Here is a 19,458-nt window from a genome sequence, read left to right as displayed (position 1 = left end):
GGTTGATACCCGGACTTTCTGGCTTTTCGGATGGCGGCAAGGCTTTCAATGAACATCAGGGTTCCGATGGCCCCCAGAAACACGACATAGCAAATCTGTACAGCCAGATCGACCTGTCCGAGATGCTTGAGAAAATTGAAAACCACCATACCCAGGGCCGCGCCAAACAACCCTCCGGTCAGCAGAACGCTTCCCATTTTCAGGTCCACGGTCTTGCGCCTGAGATGCGCCAACAATCCCGAAATGGAAGAAGCGACAACCTGATTGGCTGATGTCGCAACGGCAACCGCCGGGGGAATGCCGATAAAAAACAGCAGCGGAGTGATCAAAAATCCTCCGCCGACCCCGAACATACCAGATAAAACACCGACGACCCCACCGATCCCCAACAGCAGGAATGGGCTGACAGAAACTTCGGCTATGGGAAGGTATACGTGCATACCCTCTTAGAACGGTTGCAGCATGCAAAATCAACTCTGCATGCCGCCTTGCAGCGAACAGGACCGAAACTCCATTCGGAACTGGCCTTATCAGCGCTCTTTGATGTAGGGCTCTCCGCCTGCCCGTGGTGGCACGGCCTTGCCGACAAAACCGGCCAGAATAACAACTGTCAGGATATAGGGCAGGGCGTCCATCACCTGGACCGGAATCACTACGCCGCCAAGATCGATGTTTTGGAACCGAAGTGCTACCGCCTGAAGCAGGCCAAACAGCAAACAGGCCCACATGGCGTGCCACGGGCGCCATTTGGCAAAGATCAAGGCGGCCAGCGCAATAAAGCCACGACCAGCGGTCATTTCCTTGACGAACCCCGCCTGCAAAGCCGTCGCCAGATAAGCGCCCGCGATACCACAAAGTACGCCACAGATCGCGACGGCTGCGAAGCGCAGGCCAACCACGGATACACCTGCCGTGTCGACGGCTGCCGGGTTTTCACCCACAGCCCGCAGGCGCAGGCCGAACCGTGTGCGGAAAAGCACACACCACGTTGCTGGAACCATCAGGAATGCCACATAAACAAGGATCGAATGGCCCGAGAGCAGTTCGGAATAGATAGGGCCGACAATCGGAACCCCTCCAAGCGCATCGGCAAATGGAAAGTTGATAGGCTCGAACCGGCCGCCACCAAAGAGCGAGGGCGTACGACCGCCCTGTTGGAACCAGCTTTGGGCGACAAGCACTGTCAGGCCCGAGGCGAGAAAGTTTATTGCAACACCCGAAATCAGCTGGTTGCCCCGGAAGGTTATCGATGCCAACCCGTGCAGCCCTGACAGCGCCAATGAGGATCCGATGCCAGCCAGCAAGCCCAGCCAGACTGAACCCGTAACCGCCGCGACAGCCGCAGAAAAGAACGCGGCCACCAGCATTTTGCCTTCCAGCCCGATGTCGAAAATGCCAGCCCGTTCCGAATACAGACCGGCCAAACAGGCCAGCAAAAGAGGCGTGGATAGGCGGATGGTCGAATCCAGAACCTGGATGAGGGTTACAAAGAAGTCCATTACTCTGCCCTCTTCCGCATACCAAGGAACAGTTTCTCAAGCGGCATCCGTACCATGTTGTCCAGCGCACCGGTGAACAGGATCACCAGCGCCTGAATGACCACGATCAGCTCGCGCGGGATCGATGCCCACAGTGCCAGCTCGGCCCCGCCCTGATACAGGAACCCGAACAAAAGCGCGGCCAGCAATACGCCGAAAGGATGTGAGCGCCCCATAAGGGCCACGGCAATCCCGATGAACCCAGCGCCTTCGGTCGAGTTCAGGACAAGGCGCTCCGCCTCGCCCATGACGTTATTGATGGCCATCAAACCTGCCAGCGCACCCGAGATCAGCATCGCAACAATAGTAATGCGAACCGGTGAGATACCGGCATAGACCGCGCCGGTTTCAGAGTGGCCATAAGCTCGGATTTCATAGCCCAGCCGGGTCCGCCAGATCAGCGCCCAGACGACGACACAGGCCAGCAACGCGATGAAGAATGTAATGTTTACCGGAGCCCCCCGGAACACCACGTTTTCTGCGGTCGAGAACATTGACTGGAAAGTTGGCAGATGGACGGTTTCGGGGAATCGCGCGGTTGCCGGGTCCTGCGACCCTTGCGGGCGCATGATGTTGACCAACATGTAGTTCAGAAAGGCAGCGGCAATGAAATTGAACATGATCGTGGTAATCACGATATGGCTGCCGCGCTTGGCCTGAAGGTAGGCTGGGATAGCGGCCCAAAACGCACCGAACAGCATTGATGCCGCGCAGGCCGCAAGCAATGCAATGCTCCAATGCGGCCAGTCGACGTACAGGCAAACCATGGCCACCCCAAGACCGCCCAACATCGCCTGACCTTCGCCACCAATGTTGAACAAGCGGGCGTGGAATGCGACGGCGACCGCAAGGCCGGTAAACATGAAGTTTGTCGCGTAATAGAGCGTATAGCCCCAGCCATAGGTTGACCCCAACGCGCCTGTAACCATCAGCTTAACAGCTTCGACGGGGTTTTCTCCGATGGCGAGGATGACTAGCGCAGACAGGAAAGCGGCCAGCAACAGACTGATCAGCGGGATCAGAACGACATCGGCCCATTTAGGCATTTTTTCCATCCTACGCGGCCTCTCCTGCAACACCGGCCATCAGCAGGCCAAGTTCTTTTTCATCTGTTTCGCTGGGCAGGCGTTCGCCCATGATATGCCCGTCGAACATCACTGCGATCCGGTCGGACAGCGAGAAGATCTCTTCCAACTCAACCGAAACCAGCAAGATCGCCTTGCCTTGGTCGCGCAGGGCAACGATCTGCTTGTGAATGAACTCGATCGCACCAATATCAACGCCACGTGTCGGCTGGCCGACCAGCAGCAGGTCAGGGTTTCGCTCGATTTCGCGGGCAACGACGATTTTCTGCTGGTTCCCGCCCGAAAAGCTCTTGGCGGCAAGCCAAGGATCCGGTGGCCGAACATCGAATTTCTCGATCTTGGCTTCGGTATCAGCGCGCAGCGCGGAATTGTCCATGAACAGGCCACGCTGATAAGCGGGGTCCCGGTGATAGCCAAAGGCCACGTTCTCCCACGCGTGGAAATCCATAATCAGGCCTTCGCGCTGACGGTCTTCGGGCACATGCGCGATGCGCTGTGCACGACGCGCCTGACCGTCTGATCCGGCACCGCTTAGTGCCAGCGGTTCGCCATTCAGCTTGATCGAGCCTTGTCCCGGACGCATCCCGCCCAGAACTTCTAGCAACTCCGACTGTCCATTGCCCGCCACACCGGCAATGCCAACGATCTCACCGGCACGAACGGTCAGGTCGATACCTTTAACCCGTTCAACACCAGCGGAATCAAAAACGCTCAGCTTTTCGATCTCAAGGATGGGTTTGCCCGGCGTCGCAGGCACCTTGTCGACTTGCAGCAAAACCTTACGGCCTACCATCAGTTCGGCCAGTTCTTCAGGGCTGGTGTCTGAAGTTTTCACCGTAGCCGTCATCTGCCCACGGCGCATGACCGAAACGGTATCGGTGTTTTCCATGATTTCGCGCAGCTTGTGGGTGATCACGATGATCGTTTTCCCTTCGGCTCGCAGACGATCCAGGATACGGAACAGCTGGTCAGCCTCTGCCGGGGTCAGAACGCCAGTCGGTTCATCCAGAATCAGAATCTCGGCCTTGCGATACAATGCCTTCAAAATTTCGACACGCTGCTGCATCCCCACACCGATCTCATCAATGCGTTTGTCGGGGTCAACGAACAGTTCGTATTCTTCTTCCAGTTCTTTCAGTTCTTTGCGGGCCTTGGCCAGAGACGGAGCCAGAAGGCCGCCATCTTCGGCACCCAGAACGATGTTTTCCAGAACAGTGAAATTCTCCACCAGCTTGAAGTGCTGAAACACCATCCCGATGCCCGAGGCGATAGCCGCCTGGCTGTCAGGGATTTCGGTCTTTGTCCCGTTGATCCAAATTTCACCTTTGTCGGCTTTGTAAAAGCCGTAGAGGATGCTCATCAGCGTGGATTTGCCCGCACCGTTTTCACCGATGATCCCATGGATCGTACCGGGGGCGACGCTGATTGAGATGTCTTTGTTGGCCTGAACCGGCCCAAAGGATTTGGAGATCCCTTTGAGCTCAATGGCGGGGACGGTCATGTCTTACCCTCAACTGCCGAAAAGCCCATCCGGCAGGTGGCACGGATGGCAGAGTGGATGGCGGGGCGGAAGGGTTCCTTCCGCCCCGCGCGATATCAGAACTGCAGTGCGGGGCAGCTGTCGTTCTCGTAATAGCTGACAACGGTGATATCGCCGTTGATGATGGCTTTGCGGGCTTCTTCCACCGCATCGTTCATTTGGACCGAAACAAGCTCTTTGTTGTTATCGTCCATGGCGACGCCTACACCTTCTTCGGCCAGTCCCATGGTGAACACGCCGGTTTCTACGGCGTCACCTGCTTTCATCGCGTCATACACCGCGACGTCCACACGTTTCAGCATCGACGTCAGGACCTTGCCCGGATGCAGGTGGTTCTGGTTGCTGTCCACGCCGATCGACAGGATGCCTTCGTCGGCTGCCGTTTGCAGAACGCCAACACCTGTACCGCCAGCCGCGGCATAGATCACGTCAGCACCCTGGCTGATCTGTGCTTTTGTAAGTTCCGAACCTTTTACCGGGTCGTTCCATGCCGCAGGGGTGGTGCCGGTCATGTTGGCGACAACATTGATGTCCGGGTTCACGGCTTTGGCGCCTTGTGCGTATCCGCAACCAAAGTGGCGGATCAGCGGAATGTCCATACCGCCGATAAAGCCAACGGTTCCCGATTTCGATGCCATCGCTGCCATCATGCCAACCAGGTACGATCCTTCATGCTCGGCAAAGCCGATCTGGCGGATGTTGGGGATGTCCAGCCAGTTCACGTCGACAGCCACGAATTTGGTTTCGGGATAATCGCCTGCAACGGCCGACAACGGATCGGCCATACCAAAGCCCATGGTGATGATCGGATTGGCACCTGATTCTGCGAAACGGCGCAGAGCCTGTTCGCGCTGTGCTTCCGACTGGATCTCGATCTCGCGGTACTCGCCGCCGGTCTCATCGGCCCAACGCTGCGCGCCATTATACGCGGCTTCGTTGAAAGATTTGTCGAACTTGCCGCCCAGGTCAAAGATCAGCGCCGGTTCGGCGAAAGTTGCACCTGCGGTCAGAGCGACAGCAGCGGCAGCACCCATCAAGGATTTCATCAGGGTCATTTAAGTCTCCCATTTTTTTGTTGGCACGAGGTAAGATTAGCCCCGTTTACCCACTTTTAGCGAGCATAAGTGTTGTGATGGCGGGAATTAAGGACGTTTGCAACCGTGATGGTCAATTGATTTCTGACCAAATGGTCTAAAAAATCTTTGGTTGCCGTTAGGGCAGTCGGCGTTCCATCACGAGAGCATCGATATTTGGGCCTGTTTTTCTGGAATAATAACCCTTGCGCTGACCGCACTGGCGATACCCGCATCGCCAGTACAAAGCGATTGCTGCAACATTGTCGGCAGCGACGTCCAGAAAAGCGCGGTTTGCCTGCAAAGTGACTGCCCGGTCGTGCCAGTCGTGCATCGCCTGTGACCCGAGCCCTTGTCTTTGAAACGCGGGGTGAGTCGCAATCGTCAGCAACTCTGCCTCACCCGCGATCACCTGAAACAGGACAAAGCAACGGTCATCCCCGACGTATTCAGTGAACCGGTTCTCCAAAAGGCTGGCGAACTCATCGGCAGTCCATGGGCGTGACTGGGTGAACGCCGCTGCATGTGTCGCTGCCATCTCGTAAGGCGTCATTGGTCCAGCAACACAGGCGGCACATCTCGGGACGGGGCCGCGTCCGCAGGTCTGACATATAGCGGGGCTGGAGGCGCACTGACGCTGTGCCATCGTCTTGCGGCAAGTCTGGCAACGGCTTGTACCTGCAATGCGGGGTCGGGGCAGACATACAAAGGCCCATGCTGTTCGGCCTCGCCCAAAGGCAACAGGCAAGGGCCGGTTCCGGGAAGTTGTACATACACCTGTTCGCGCGGCGCAGGGATGGCTGGACGTTGGCTCTCTTCTGCCAGTTCAATCAGAGCATCGAATCCAGAAACACCCACCGCGGGGACGCCAAGGCCCAAGGCAAGGCCCCGGGCGGCAGAGACCGAAATGCGTATACCCGTGAAATTGCCGGGCCCAATCCCAACACCGATTGCGTCCAGATCGGCCCATACGCAACCGGCTTCGGTCAGTACTTCTTGCAACAAGGGTATCAACCGTTCGGCCTGGCCGCGTGCCATGTCTTCGACACGGGATATTGCGATCACACCGCCACGCAACAAAGCGGCCGCGCAATGCGCGGCCGATGTATCAAATGCCAGGATCGTCGGGTCAGACGGCAACTGGTCGAACCTCGGTCACTTCAGGGATGTAGTGGCGCAGCAGGTTTTCGATACCCATCTTCAGTGTCAGGGTCGATGACGGGCACCCCGCGCAGGCACCTTGCATGTGCAGATAGACCACGCCGCGATCAAAGCCATGAAAGGTAATGTCGCCACCATCCTGTGCCACGGCCGGGCGCACGCGGCTGTCCAGCAGATCTTTGATCTGATTGACGATTTCCGCATCTTCTCCGGTATGTTCGGCATGACCCGAGGCCGCTGCCGCGTCTGCACCCATGACAGGCTGGCCGGATTGATAATGCTCCATCACTGCGCCAAGAATTGCAGGTTTGATGTGATCCCACTGAACTTCGTCGGATTTGGTCACAGTGACAAAGTCGTTTCCAAAAAACACACCGGTCACACCGTTTACCGCAAAGATTCGTTTGGCCAGTGGGGACTTATCACCAGCCTCGGCTGTCGGGAAATCCGCGGTTCCAGCCTCAAGCACCGTTTGGCCGGGCAGAAATTTCAATGTGGCCGGGTTTGGGGTGGATTCGGTCTGGATGAACATGAGGCAGCTCCGTCTGAGGTGTTTCTGATATGCGCTCAGGGGTCGGAGAAGTCAATATTTGGAACGATTCTAAATCGTGAGCGAGTAACGAATCGCCTCATCCAGCCGGTCATCTCCCCAAAACAGCTCTGCCCCCGCCACAAAACTCGGTGCGCCGAACAGGCCAAGTGCTTTTGCGCGCGCGGATTGCTCGAACAGCGCAGCTTTGATGCTCGCATCTTTTCGGCGATTCATCACTGCCGCAGGCAGATCTGCCATCTTCAGGCAATCCTCAAGCACGTCTTCGTCGGAGATGTCCCGTCCGTCCCCGAATTCAGCGCTGAAGACAGCCTTTGCGAAGGCAGCCCGTTCCTCACCATGCGCAAGGGCCAGAGTCAGGCGCGCTGCGGTGAGGGAGTTTTGCGGGAACGGGTCAGGCCGAACTAACGGCAGCCCGCGTGCGCTGCAAAGACGTTCCATGTCACGCCACATATAGCGCCCTTTGGCCGGATACAGGTTGAACGGCGATGTGCGCCATCCCTGATCCGCGAAAATCGGCCCCAACAGAAAAGGTTGCCAGTCGACCGAGACACCTGTGCCCCGTGCGGCCTGTTCGATTCGCATCGCGCTGAGATAGGAATAGGTCGAGGCGAAGTCGAACCAGAACTGCAACGTCTTCGCCACGTTCTATCCTCAGGTGATTTCTTCCAGCTTTTCCTTGCTCAGATCACCGGGAACAATCGTTATCGGGATCGGCAGGCTGCCAGAGTTCTTTGTGAGCTGGGTCACCAGCGGGCCGGGGCCTTTCTTGTCAGTTCCCGCCCCAAGAACGAGAACGCCGATCTCAGGGTCAGACTGAACATGTTCGATGATCTGCGGCACCGGATCACCTTCGCGAATGGCCAGTTCAGGTTCTACATTCTGTTTGTCGCGCATCCATTTGGCGAAGACTTCGAAATGGGCATGGATACGTTCCCGGGCTTCTTCGCGCATGGTTTCTGCAACACCGATCCAGTGATTGAACTCGTCCGGCGGAATAACCGACAAGATCGTCACGCCGCCACCTGTATGCGCCGCACGCATCGCGGCGAACCGCATTGCGTTCAGGCATTCACGGCTGTCATCCAGAACAACTAAGAACTTACGCATGGGTGTCCTCTTCAATTTTAAGAGATCATGCCCGAGCGTTTGCGTGCTGGCAACTCGGACACGTTCATGTCGATTACTAGCGTTCGCTTGCAGCCCAGTCCCAGTAAAGTGCGCGGGCACGGCGGGCAATTGGACCAACCTGAAACTGTGTGTCTTCTAGCGCAGTCACCGGTGTGATCTTGCTCATATTGCCGGACATGAAAACCTCGTCCGCCTGGTGAAAATCCTCGAAACCCAAGACCGTTTCATGAACTGTAACACCATCCTCGCGCAGATTCTTGATATGTCGCGCCCGCGTGATCCCTGCCAAAAATGTGCCGTTGGGGATCGGGGTAAAGACCTCGCCATCCTTGACCATGAAGATGTTGGCTGTTGCCGTTTCGGCCACATTGCCCATCGCGTCAGCGACCAGTGCGTTCGAGAATCCCTTTGAGCGCGCCTCTTGCAACATGCGCGCATTGTTGGGGTAAAGGCACCCGGCCTTGGCGTTGACCACTGCTGATTCCAGTACCGGGCGACGGAACCGCGTGGTCGACAGCGTGGCTGAAGCCGTTTCCGGTGCCATCGGGATTTCTTCCAGACAGATGGCAAACCCTGTGCTGTTTTCCTGCGGAACGATTGCCGTGCTGTCGCCATCAATGCCCCAATACATCGGGCGGATATAAACAGCTGTGTCAGGGCTGTAGGCTTGCAACCCTTCATGCACCAATTCGACCATCTGTTCGGTTGTCATGGTCGGTGTCAGCATCAGGGCTTCGGCGGACCGGTTCACCCGGGCGCAATGGGCGTGCAGATCAGGGGCCAACCCGTCGAAATGGCGGGCACCATCGAATACGGATGATCCAAGCCAGGCCCCATGATCCGCTGCGCGCATGATGGGAGTATCCCCGTCATGCCAATGGCCCTGAAAGTAGGTCCGGATGTTTTTGCCGGTTGCCATGACGCCCTCCTGTGGTTCAGGCAGACCCTAGGTGGGCGTCAGGCGAAGGTCCAGTGCATTCAGCGTGATGCCGATCCGACCATACCAACGATTTCATAGGTCTTTTGCAGGATCGGAGCGGCGATCTGACGCGCGCGCTCGGCCCCATGAGCCAGAATCCGGTCAATTTCGGCCTGTTCTCCCATAAGGCGCGACATCTCAGTCGAGATTGGGGCCAGCTTGGCGACCGCCAGATCAGCCAGCATCGGTTTGAAATCACCGAACTGCTTGCCGCCAACTTCGGCCAGAACCTGCTCGATGCTTTGTTCGCTGAGTGCTGCGTAGATATTGACCAGATTACGCGCTTCGGGGCGGCCCTCCAGACCTTCGACATCCGACGGCAAAGCGTCAGGGTCGGTCTTGGCCTTGCGGATTTTCTTTGCGATCGCATCGGCATTATCGGTCAGGTTGATCCGGCTCATGTCCGAGGGATCGGAGGACGACATTTTGCGCGAACCGTCCCGCAGGTTCATCACGCGCGGGGCAGGGCCTCCAATCACGGGCTCAGTCACGGGAAAGAAGTCGACGCCGTAGTCATGGTTGAACTTGATCGCGATATCGCGGGTCAATTCCAGGTGCTGCTTCTGGTCTTCGCCCACAGGAACATGTGTCGCGTGGTAGACAAGAATATCGGCTGCCATCAGGGCAGGGTACGCAAACAGGCCAAGCGAGGCATTTTGCGCATTTTTGCCCGCCTTGTCCTTGAACTGCGTCATCCGTTGCATCCAGCCCATTCGGGCGACGCAGTTGAAAATCCAGGCCAGTTGAGTGTGCTCGGGCACCTGGCTTTGGTTGAACAGGATTGATTTTTCTGGATCAAGACCCGCCGCGATAAAGCCCGCGCAAACCTCGCGTGTTTTTTCACGCAGACGTTCCGGATCCTGCCATACGGTGATGGCGTGCAAATCGACCATGCAATAGACGGTTTCGAATTCGGGACCCTGCATATCGACAAAACGCTTGAGTGCACCAAGGTAGTTCCCAAGGTGCAGGTTTCCCGAAGGCTGGATGCCGGAAAACACGCGCGGCGTGAATTGGGACTCAGTCATCAAAGGGAACTCCTGTCTGGAAAAATCAGCCCCCGTCGCTTACCCATGAGGCAAAGGGACGTCAACAGCCGCGAAAGGCCAGCCCAATGAGCAGTGAACATTACACACCGCCTGTGAACCCCCTGCCACCTGCCGTGGTGGCGCTGGTTCTGTTCATCATCGGGATAGAAATTGCCTTCACGCTGGGATCACGCGGGCTGGTTGGAGGACCAGCAGCGGTGGGCTGGCGGCTGGATGCGATCCAGCATTATGCGTTCTCGGCGGATATTTTCGACTGGATGGTACTGAACGGGCGCTGGCCATTCGAACATGTCATCCGCTTCGTGACCTACCCCTTCGTGTCCGCAAATTTCACGCAGGCGATTTTCGTCTGTGTTTTCGTGCTGGCGATGGGCAAAATGGTTGGCGAAGTGTTCGGCGGTTTCCCGATGCTGCTGATATTTATCGTATCAGGCATTGGCGGCGCGCTTGCCTACGCTGTGTTACTGGACCCACGCTATCCGCTGATTGGAGGGTTCCCGCCGGTGTATGGCCTGATCGGCGCATTCACGTGGCTGTTGTGGCGCAAACTGTCACTTGTAGGTGCAAACCAAGCACGGGCATTTCAATTGATTGCAGTCCTTATGGGCATACAGTTTCTTTTCGGCCTGATCTTTGGTGGCAACTGGGAATGGGTTGCCGATCTGGGTGGGTTCGCCACCGGTTTTGGCTTGTCTTTTCTTGTTGCACCGGGCGCGTGGTCCCGGATCGTCGGACGCATTCGCCGGGATTGATCAGGACCGGCGCAGAGTGTGTTTGAACTCCGACAGTTTGAAGGCGCCGAAGATATGACCCAGAAGGAAATATGAGACGGCAGCGACCATGATCAGGATCAGCAGTGCCAGATAACGCCAGCCGGGAACTTCCAACGCCCACCCGAACAGGTAGAGCGCGGCGTATAAGATCGCGCCCATCCCAAGCGAAGCGGCCACAATCCTGCTCGCGCGCTTTTTGAACCGGTCATCGAAGCGTGCCTCTTCACCCATACGTCGTGAGCCCAAGGCCAGTAGCACAACCATCGCCCACCCGGCAGTCGATGCAGCAATTGCCGGTGCGATCCAGCCCACCAGTGGAAACAGACCAAACGCCAGAGCTGCGTTCACGATCATCGCAACAACCGCATAGTGAAACGGGGAACGTGTATCCTCGCGCGCAAAAAACAGCGGTTGCAGCAATTTTTGCAACATGAAAGCCGGAAGCCCTACCCCGTAGATGGCAACCGCAAGGGCCGTGGCGGCCGTATCCTCGGGGCCGAACTGACCACGTTCGAACAGCACCGACACGAGGGGGGTTGGCATAACCACGAGGGCGACAGTCGAAGGCAGCGTCAGCAGCAGTGTGAACTCACCGGCCCGGGAAAAGGCATTGCGTGCGCCTTCTTTGTCATTCGCACGCAAACGGCGGGACAGGTCCGGCAACAAGACTATGCCGACAGCAATGCCTACAACACCCAAAGGCAACTGGTAGAGCCTGTCTGCGGCAAAAAGCCAGCTGACGGCATTTGCGGTTTTCGATGCAACCAATTGCCCGACAACCAAATTGACCTGCGTGACCCCCATCGCCAGCGCGGCCGGGACTGCGATACGTACCATCCGTCGCATTTCAGGCGTCAGGCGCGGCATGCTGGGGCGGATGCGGATGTCGGCGCGTTCGGTAGCAACCCAGACCAGCGCCAGTTGCGCGACACCGGCCACCGGAATGACCGGGATCAACCACCGGATCACTTCGCCGCCGGACATGGCTCCGGCGATCAGGGCGGTGCAGGCGAAAATGTTCAGCAGAACAGGTGCAGCTGCCGCTGCCGCAAACCGCCCGGTTGCATTCAGAACACCAGAAAACAAGGCAGCCAGAGACATGAACAGGATGTATGGAAACACAACATATCCATAATCCACCGCCAGATCGAACCGTTCATCGCCGTAAAACCCTTCGGCGGTCAGCCACACCAGACCGGGCATGAAAACCATGGCCAGCCCGACCAGCGCCAGAACAGCCACGGCCAGAAGATTGAACGCGTCCTGCGCAAAACCCTGAGGGTCTTCGTCGGCTTCCAGTCGTTTGGAGAACATCGGCACAAAGGCCGCGTTAAATGCCCCCTCGGCGAAAAAGCGGCGGAACATGTTGGGCAGGCGAAAGGCAGCAACAAAGGCATCCATCACTGGGCCCGGTCCGATATAGGCCGTCAGCAGTATTTCCCGTAGAAACCCCAGAATTCGGCTGGCGAGCGTCCAGAAGCCGACCGTGAACAGGCCAGAGAACAACCGTATTTGCTTCATGAGGCCGCACGCTCGGCGCCTTCGGTGATTGCCGTGCGCAGCTTGGCCTCAAGCCCGCGCTGCTTGCTTTCCGAGTAATACTTCAAGCCAAACATATCCTTGACGTAGAACGTATCGACCACCTGTTCGCCATAGGTCGCGATCACGGCATTGGCGATATACACGTTCGCCGCGGCCAGGGTCCGGGTCAGATCAAACAGCAGGCCTGGGCGGTCGCGTGTGTCCACCTCGATGATTGTGTAGATTTCAGAGCCCTCATTGTCGAACGTGATATGAGTTGGCACGTTGAAAGCGCGTTCGCGTTTCTTGATCTTGTCACGCGACTTCAGTGCTTCCTTGGCGACGACTTCGCCGCGCAGGGTCTTGTGAATCATCTGCGTTAGGCGTGGAAGGCGCGATGCCTCGAACGGGTGCCCTTCGGCGTCCTGAATCCAGAACGCGTCCGTCACGTAGCCGTCTTTGGTGGTATAGCTACGTGCATCCACGACATTCGCGCCGACCAGAGCCAGTGCCCCGGCGATGCGGGCAAAAATACCGGGGTGATCTCCCATGGCGAAACAGGCCCGCGTCGCATCACGGTCTTCATCAGGTTGCAGGCGAATTTCCATCGCGCCGGGATCGCCGCTTTGTTCCAGCGCGTACAGCATCTCGGCAAACTCGATATGCGTCGCAAGGTTCAGGCCCTGCCAATACGGGGCGTAGTGGCGCCCGGTCTCGACCTTGAGGTCAGCCTTGGACCAGTTGTCCAAGGCGCGGCGTAGCGCTGTTTTGGCCTCGGCCCCCCGGTTCGCCCGGTTCAGATCTTCCATACCGGTTTCCAGTGCACGCTTTGTTTCAGCATGCAGGGCGCGCAGCAAGGTGGCCTTCCAGTTGTTCCAGGTGGTCGGGCCAACACCGCGAATGTCACAAACCGTCAGAACCGTCAGCAAATCCAGCCGTTTGGTTGTCTGAACGGCTTTGGCAAAATCGCGCACCGTCCGAGGGTCGGAGATATCGCGTTTTTGCGCCATGTCGGACATCAGCAAGTGATAACGCACCAGCCATTCAACGGTTTCGGAATCCGATTTGTTCAGGCCGAGCCGAGGCGCCACCTTGCGCGCGATCTGTGCCCCAAGGATCGAGTGATCTTCGGGGCGACCTTTCGCAATGTCATGCAGAAGAAGCGCGACGTACAGCACCTTTCGGTTCACCCCGCCTTTCAGAATCGATGACGCCAGAGGCAGGGATTCGACCAGCTCTCCGCGTTCGATCTGGGCAAGATTGACGATGCATTGGATCGTATGCTCGTCCACCGTATAGCTGTGATACATATTGAACTGCATCATCGCCACGATGTGCTCGAACTCGGGTAGGAAAGCGGACAGCACGCCCAGTTCGTTCATACGTCGCAATGCACGTTCCGGGTTGCCGTGTTTCAACATCAGATCCAGGAAAATGCGCTGGGCTTCCTTGTCGCCGCGCATCTCGTCATCGATCAGATGCAGGTTCGCGCTCACCAGCCGCATGGCATCGGGATGGATCAGCATACCTGTCCGCAAACCTTCTTCGAACAGGCGCAGCAGGTTCACTTTGTCGGATAGAAATTTTTCAGGTTCCACCAGATCCAGACGGCCGTGAACCACCTTGTACCCTGCCTTGACCCGTCGACGCCTGCGGAAAATGCGTTCCAGCAACGGCGCACCTTTCATGTGCAGCGATTCGAGTTTGGTCAGGAAGATGCGCGTCAACTCACCCACGCGGGTGGCTTCGCGGAAATACCGCTGCATGAACACTTCGACCGCACGACGCCCGGCGCGGTCCTCGTACCCCATGCGCGCGGCAACCTCGACCTGCATGTCAAAGGTAAGCTGCTCGGTCGCACGACCGGTGACAAGATGCAGGTGCGAACGCACAGCCCAAAGGAATTCTTCGGCCTGAACAAAGGTCTTGAACTCTTCGGGTGTGAACAAGCCCAAAGGCACCAGTTCGGCCACGTCCTGAACGCCATAGACATATTTCGCGATCCAGTAGAGGGATTGCAAATCGCGTAGGCCGCCTTTGCCTTCCTTCACGTTGGGTTCGACCATGTAACGCTCGCCTTGTTTGTGGTGGCGTTCATCACGTTCGTGCAACTTTGCTTCGATGAACTCGCGTTCAGTTCCCTTGAACAGTTCGTCTTTCAGCCTTCGGTCCAACCCGTCCGCCAGCGCCTTGTCACCGGCCAGATAGCGTTGCTCCAACATCGCTGTGCGGATCGTGAAATCCTCGGCGCCTAGCCGCAGACAATCCTTGATCGTGCGTGAGGAATGCCCGACCTTCAGCCGCAAATCCCAAAGGATATAAAGCATCGACTCGATAACGCTCTCGGCCCATGCGGTGATCTTGTAGGGGGTGAGAAACAGCAGATCGACGTCGGAAAACGGCGCCATTTCCCCGCGCCCATAACCGCCAACAGCCAGAACGGCGATCTTTTCACCTTGGGTGGGCGTTGCAAGCGGATGCAGGCCTGTGCTTGAGACCAGCATCGCCGTCCCAACCAGTTGATCCGTCAGGTAAGTGTATGAGCGCGTGAGTGCCCGCGCGTCGAAAGGACGTTCGCCAAATGCCTCTGCAATGACCGCGCGGCCAGACTTTTGAGCCTCGCGCAGAATGCGCACCGTCTCGGACCGCATTTTGGTGTTGTCCGGGCAGGCCTCAAAGGCCTGAGCCAGTGCATCATTGACGGCAGTGCTGTCGAAGATGTCCCCGGCAGGGCAGATCAACGCGCTTTCGGGCACGTTGATCGCGCCAGTCAGATCAGAAACCGGCGCCAGAGAAGCTTTGTGGGGCAGGGTCAATCACAACCACCTGTTTGTTCTGGATCGTGGCAACTGCCAGACCGCGTTCGTTGGTGCCGTCCGGGCGCAGGCGGAAGATGCCGCCAACGCCCTGGAAACCGGCGTTCTGTGTCAGGGCCGAAGCGGTCAGGGCGTCTGATTTGCCCTGGCTGACCAAGGCACCAATTGCGGCGATACCGTCATAGGCCAGACCGCTGATTGGGTGCGGTGCTTCGCCGTAAGTTGCGTTGTAACGCTGACGGTAGGCTTGTGCCTTGGACGGGTCAGGTAATGCAAACCACCCCCCTTGAACCCCCGGAAGCTCCAGAGTTTGAGGAGGGATATCCCAACGTGTCAGGCCAATGTATTGCGTGGTTGCCGGAGAAACACCGGCCTCTGGCAGCAATTGCGAGAACAGCGGCAATGCCCCCGCCGTGGTCGCCGTCAGGAAGATCGAATCCGCGCCCGTCGAATCAACAGTGGCCTTGATCGTGGGAACCGCATTGATGACGCCCTGTTGCGACCGGTCGTATGCGACGGTCCCTGCATTGTTGACCCGGCTGTTCGCTATGGCATTGGCGATAGCGGACTGGCCCAGTTGTCCTGCGGCGTCGTTGCTGTGCACGACCACCGTGTTAACCTTGCCCTGACTGCCCGCATAATTCACCAGCCGGTTGGCCGTATTGTCAAAGGTCGGGCCCAATACAAAGACGTTGCCGCCTGCAATGCTGGCGTTGTTTGAAAACGAAAGAACGTTGACGTTCTTGCTCAGCACCGCCAACCCGGCAGCATTTGCTGCCTGGGCATATACCGGACCAATGATGATTTTTGCCCCGTCCGCAACAGCCTGCTGTGCAACGGCTGTCGCCGTGTTCGGGTTTCCGGCTGTGTCATAAACGCGTAAGTCGATCTGGACATTCGGCAAATCCGACATCGCAAGCCGCGCGGCATTCTCAAGGCTTTGCGCCAGCGCCGCATCACCAGATTGCGCAGATCCTCTGGGAACCAGCAAGGCGACAGGAACCGGCTTTGAGGTATTGATCGAGGGGCCTCCGCCAAGACCACCCGGTTCACAGGCAGCAAGAAACGCTGCGGTCGTCAGGGCAGCGGCGACTTTCGCCAGCTTGCTTACGGGCTTGCAAACGGTAAACATCTAAATGAAAACTCCCTGATCCGACGGCTGCGAATGCTTCTGTTCTGTTGAGCCGCGATAATAAACGTCACGCTGTGAGGGTCCAGCTTTGAATTTCCAAAAGATCAAGTTGGCTGCGGGCCTGTATTTTGTTGCCACTCCGATTGGAACAGCACGCGACATTACGCTCAGAGCCTTGGATGTTTTGGCCTCAGCCGATGTAATTGCGGCAGAAGACACCCGCAGTTTACGTCGCTTGATGGAAATACATGGCATCCCGCTGGAAGGCCGGCGTATCCAGGCCTATCACGACCACAGCGGCGCAGGCGCGCGCGGCAAGATTATGGAGGCGCTGGCGCAGGGGCAATCGGTGGCCTACGCGTCCGAAGCGGGAATGCCGCTGATTGCCGATCCGGGCTATGATCTGGGCAAGCAGGCCGCAGAAGCCGGGTATACCGTGACCTGTGCCCCCGGCGCGTCTGCCGTTGTAACGGCCCTGACGTTGGCGGGGCTTCCCACCGACGCCTTCTTTTTTGCAGGCTTCCTTCCTAACGCAACCAAAGCGCGCCGCACCCGCATCGAGGCGTTGAAGGACATCCCCGGCACATTGGTGTTCTACGAATCTCCGAAACGCGTTGCCGCCTGTCTGTCGGACCTGACTGAATGCCTGGGACCTGAACGGCAGGCTGCGCTTTGTCGAGAGCTAACGAAAAAGTTTGAAGAGGTCCGCCGCGGCAGCCTGTCCGAACTGGCAGCGGAGTATCGGGACAAGACCGTCAAAGGCGAAATCGTCCTGTTGGTGGACCGCAGTCATTCGCAAAGTGTTAACGAATCCGACCTAGAAGAAGCTTTGAAACGAGCTTTGGAAAATCACTCGGTTCGGGATGCAGCGGATCTTGTATCGGAAATGTACGACCTGCCGCGCCGACCGATTTACCAGAAAGCTCTGAAATTGGGCAAGGGATGACATGGGGCGGCGTGAACGACAGGGTTCGATCTCATACCACGCTGGACAGGCCGCAGAGTCACAGGTCGCCGCAGATTACGAACGTCGGGGTTTTGCCATAGCGCATCGCCGCTGGCGGGGCGCTGGCGGAGAGATCGACCTGATTGCACGCGACGGCGACGGGCTTGTGTTCATCGAAGTTAAGAAAAGCACCAGCTTTGAAAAGGCCGCTGCCCGGATCAGCCGCAGGCAGATCGAACGAATCTATGCCTCTGCCGCTCAGTTCTTGGAAAACGAGCCGACCGGGCAGCTGACAAACGTACGCTTTGACGCGGCACTTGTGGATGGCTCTGGCGCTGTTCACATCATCGAAAACGCCTTTGGTTTTGGCTAAGCCCCATTGAACCCACAGGCGTGCTGGTCCATGTATCTGGCGGGAAACTGAGGGACATGCCATGAAAATCGCCTTTCAAATGGACCCGATCGGGGCCGTGGATATCAACGCCGACAGCTCATTCCGTCTGGCGGAAGAGGCACAGGCGCGCGGGCATTCATTGTTTTTCTACGGTCCGGATCACTTGGCCTATCAGCAAGGTCGCATCACCGCGCGAGGTCACGACATGACCGTGCAAAGGGTTGCCGGAGATCCTGCGGTTCTGGGCCCCGAACGTGAGGTGGATCTGGCCGATTTCGATGTCGTCTGGCTGCGTCAGGACCCGCCTTTTGACATGCATTACATCACGTCCACGCATTTGCTGGATCGTCTCAAGGGGCAGACGCTTGTCGTCAACGATCCGTTCTGGGTGCGCAATTACCCGGAAAAGCTGCTGGTGCTGGATTTCCCCGAACTGACCCCGCCAACAACGATTGCGCGCGACTTGCAGACGATCAAGGCGTTCAAGGAAAAGCACGGCGATATCATCCTCAAACCGCTTTACGGGAACGGCGGCGCGGGTGTGTTCCGGCTTGATGCCAATGACCGCAACCTGACTTCCTTGCATGAGCTGTTCACCGGATTCTCGCGCGAACCTTTGATCGTGCAGAAATTCCTGCCGGATGTCAGCAATGGCGACAAACGGGTGATCCTGGTGGATGGCGAAGCGGTCGGCGCGATTAACCGTGTACCAGCCGAAGGCGAAACGCGGTCGAACATGCATGTTGGCGGACGTCCGGAAAAGATCGGCTTGTCCGAACGCGATCTTGAGATCTGCGCGGCGATTGGGCCTCTGCTGAAGGAAAAGGGTCAGGTCTTTGTCGGAATTGACGTTATTGGCGACTATCTGACCGAGATTAACGTGACTTCACCGACTGGCATTCAAGAGCTGGAACGGTTTGATGGCGTAAATATTGCGGAAAAGATCTGGCAGGCCATCGAGGCCAGGCTTTAGGCCATAACCCGGGCAGAGATGCGAAAACTCAGTGCCTCGGCCACGTGTGGGTGGCGGATATCGGTCGCGCCGTCCAGATCGGCGATGGTGCGCGCCACCCTCAGGATTCTATGGAAGGCCCGGGCTGACAGGCCGAACCGATCCGCAGCTTTCAACAGCAGTTCTTTTCCTTCGGCATCGGGCGTGGCGATCTCTTCCAGTATTTTGCCTTCTGCGTCAGCGTTTTGTCGTAACTCCGGCGTGTCACGGAACCGGTCTGCCTGTATGGCACGCGCCCTTTCGACACGTGCTGCAACCGTCGACGAACTGTCGCCCGAAGGGGGCAGATCAAGGTCAATAAAGCCCACGGGCGGAACTTCGATCCGCAGATCGAACCTGTCCATCAAAGGGCCCGAGATTCGGTTCAGGTAATCTTCGCCACATCCCGGTGCCCGCGAACAGGCACGGGACGGGTCGGTCAGATAGCCGCATTTGCAAGGGTTGGCGGCGGCCACCAGCATGAAACGACAAGGGTACTTCACATGGGCGTTCGCGCGCGCCACCATGACTTCGCCGGTTTCAATGGGTTGGCGCAGGGTTTCCAGAACCGGCCGTGGAAACTCAGGGAATTCATCCATGAACAACACACCATTGTGGGCCAATGAGATTTCGCCCGGTTTGGCCCCTTTCCCACCACCAACTATGGCCGCCATCGAGGCCGTGTGGTGCGGTTCGCGGAACGGGCGTGTGCGGTTTATTCCGCCTTCATCCAGCAACCCGCATAGCGATTGGATCATCGACGTTTCCAGGGCTTCCAC

The 19,458-nt window shown here is 57.7% G+C and carries 20 protein-coding genes; 4 read left to right on the top strand and 16 right to left on the bottom strand.

Features of this window, described 5'->3' with window-relative positions; all coding sequences use genetic code 11:
* The 12 genes from AC2FNC_RS16440 to trpS form a co-directional block, all read right to left on the bottom strand.
* Positions 1–440, bottom strand: a 440-nt coding sequence (locus tag AC2FNC_RS16440; RefSeq protein WP_496715954.1) for a sulfite exporter TauE/SafE family protein, incomplete at its 3' end; no start/stop codon positions are given.
* Positions 441–530: 90 nt separating this feature from the next.
* The gene (locus AC2FNC_RS16435) at positions 531–1,499 is read right to left on the bottom strand and encodes an ABC transporter permease (protein ID WP_496715953.1); all 969 of its coding nucleotides are present in this window, start codon (positions 1,497–1,499) and stop codon (positions 531–533) included.
* Entirely contained in the window at positions 1,499–2,593 is a 1,095-nt protein-coding gene (locus AC2FNC_RS16430; protein ID WP_480475134.1) for an ABC transporter permease, read from the bottom strand. The genes AC2FNC_RS16435 and AC2FNC_RS16430 overlap by 1 nt, the downstream gene beginning before the upstream one ends.
* A 1-nt stretch (position 2,594) precedes the next feature.
* Positions 2,595–4,124, bottom strand: coding sequence for an ABC transporter ATP-binding protein (locus AC2FNC_RS16425; protein ID WP_480475136.1), 1,530 nt, complete (start codon positions 4,122–4,124; stop codon positions 2,595–2,597).
* 95 nt (positions 4,125–4,219) lie between these two features.
* Positions 4,220–5,218 (bottom strand): BMP family lipoprotein, encoded by a 999-nt coding sequence (locus AC2FNC_RS16420; RefSeq protein ID WP_480486668.1) that lies wholly within the window; start codon positions 5,216–5,218, stop codon positions 4,220–4,222.
* Between the two features lie 157 nt (positions 5,219–5,375).
* Positions 5,376–5,789: a GNAT family N-acetyltransferase gene (locus AC2FNC_RS16415; protein ID WP_496715950.1), complete on the bottom strand. Its 414-nt coding sequence runs from the start codon at positions 5,787–5,789 to the stop codon at positions 5,376–5,378.
* Positions 5,786–6,376 (bottom strand): tRNA (adenosine(37)-N6)-threonylcarbamoyltransferase complex dimerization subunit type 1 TsaB, encoded by a 591-nt coding sequence (gene tsaB, locus AC2FNC_RS16410; RefSeq protein ID WP_480518481.1) that lies wholly within the window; start codon positions 6,374–6,376, stop codon positions 5,786–5,788. The genes AC2FNC_RS16415 and tsaB overlap by 4 nt, the downstream gene beginning before the upstream one ends.
* On the bottom strand, positions 6,366–6,929 hold the full coding sequence (locus tag AC2FNC_RS16405; RefSeq protein ID WP_480475144.1) for a NifU family protein: 564 nt from the start codon (positions 6,927–6,929) through the stop codon (positions 6,366–6,368). Before AC2FNC_RS16405 ends, tsaB begins: the two co-directional genes overlap by 11 nt.
* A 69-nt stretch (positions 6,930–6,998) precedes the next feature.
* Positions 6,999–7,592, bottom strand: a complete 594-nt coding sequence (locus AC2FNC_RS16400) for a 2-hydroxychromene-2-carboxylate isomerase (RefSeq protein ID WP_496715949.1) — start codon at positions 7,590–7,592, stop codon at positions 6,999–7,001.
* Between the two features lie 9 nt (positions 7,593–7,601).
* Entirely contained in the window at positions 7,602–8,057 is a 456-nt protein-coding gene (locus AC2FNC_RS16395) for a universal stress protein (protein WP_267366250.1), read from the bottom strand.
* A gap of 76 nt (positions 8,058–8,133) precedes the next feature.
* Positions 8,134–8,997: a branched-chain amino acid aminotransferase gene (locus tag AC2FNC_RS16390; protein ID WP_496715948.1), complete on the bottom strand. Its 864-nt coding sequence runs from the start codon at positions 8,995–8,997 to the stop codon at positions 8,134–8,136.
* A gap of 59 nt (positions 8,998–9,056) precedes the next feature.
* Entirely contained in the window at positions 9,057–10,085 is a 1,029-nt protein-coding gene (gene trpS, locus AC2FNC_RS16385) for a tryptophan--tRNA ligase (RefSeq protein WP_496715947.1), read from the bottom strand.
* A gap of 86 nt (positions 10,086–10,171) precedes the next feature.
* Here trpS and AC2FNC_RS16380 point away from each other — a divergent pair, with 86 nt between their 5' ends.
* On the top strand, positions 10,172–10,858 hold the full coding sequence (locus AC2FNC_RS16380) for a rhomboid family intramembrane serine protease (RefSeq protein WP_496715946.1): 687 nt from the start codon (positions 10,172–10,174) through the stop codon (positions 10,856–10,858).
* On the opposite strand, the gene murJ is transcribed toward AC2FNC_RS16380, so the two are convergent.
* Genes murJ through AC2FNC_RS16365 form a run of 3 tightly spaced genes read right to left on the bottom strand, consistent with a single transcriptional unit; the run spans position 10,859 to position 16,348 of the window.
* Positions 10,859–12,400 (bottom strand): murein biosynthesis integral membrane protein MurJ, encoded by a 1,542-nt coding sequence (murJ, locus tag AC2FNC_RS16375; RefSeq protein WP_496715945.1) that lies wholly within the window; start codon positions 12,398–12,400, stop codon positions 10,859–10,861.
* Positions 12,397–15,216: a [protein-PII] uridylyltransferase gene (locus tag AC2FNC_RS16370; protein ID WP_480622904.1), complete on the bottom strand. Its 2,820-nt coding sequence runs from the start codon at positions 15,214–15,216 to the stop codon at positions 12,397–12,399. Before AC2FNC_RS16370 ends, murJ begins: the two co-directional genes overlap by 4 nt.
* Positions 15,176–16,348: a penicillin-binding protein activator gene (locus tag AC2FNC_RS16365; RefSeq protein WP_480475158.1), complete on the bottom strand. Its 1,173-nt coding sequence runs from the start codon at positions 16,346–16,348 to the stop codon at positions 15,176–15,178. Before AC2FNC_RS16365 ends, AC2FNC_RS16370 begins: the two co-directional genes overlap by 41 nt.
* Before the next feature lie 88 nt (positions 16,349–16,436).
* On the opposite strand from AC2FNC_RS16365, the gene rsmI reads away from it, so the two are divergent.
* The 3 genes from rsmI to gshB all read left to right on the top strand — a co-directional run bounded on the left by rsmI (position 16,437) and on the right by gshB (position 18,661).
* Positions 16,437–17,294, top strand: coding sequence for a 16S rRNA (cytidine(1402)-2'-O)-methyltransferase (gene rsmI, locus AC2FNC_RS16360; RefSeq protein WP_496715944.1), 858 nt, complete (start codon positions 16,437–16,439; stop codon positions 17,292–17,294).
* A 1-nt stretch (position 17,295) separates the two neighbouring features.
* Complete coding sequence (locus tag AC2FNC_RS16355; RefSeq protein ID WP_480494278.1) at positions 17,296–17,667, top strand: YraN family protein; 372 nt, start codon at positions 17,296–17,298, stop codon at positions 17,665–17,667.
* A 61-nt stretch (positions 17,668–17,728) separates the two neighbouring features.
* Positions 17,729–18,661 carry a glutathione synthase gene (gshB, locus tag AC2FNC_RS16350; protein WP_480518495.1) on the top strand — a complete coding sequence of 311 codons (933 nt, stop codon included), beginning with the start codon at positions 17,729–17,731 and terminating at the stop codon, positions 18,659–18,661.
* Here the strand turns inward: gshB and AC2FNC_RS16345 are convergent.
* On the bottom strand, positions 18,658–19,458 hold an 801-nt coding region (locus AC2FNC_RS16345; protein WP_496715943.1), incomplete at its 5' end, for a YifB family Mg chelatase-like AAA ATPase. The two genes, gshB and AC2FNC_RS16345, sit on opposite strands and share 4 nt — an antisense overlap.

It is taken from the genome of Ruegeria sp. BHSA123, from assembly GCF_059613425.1.
This window is presented reverse-complemented; position numbering and strand designations above follow the sequence as displayed.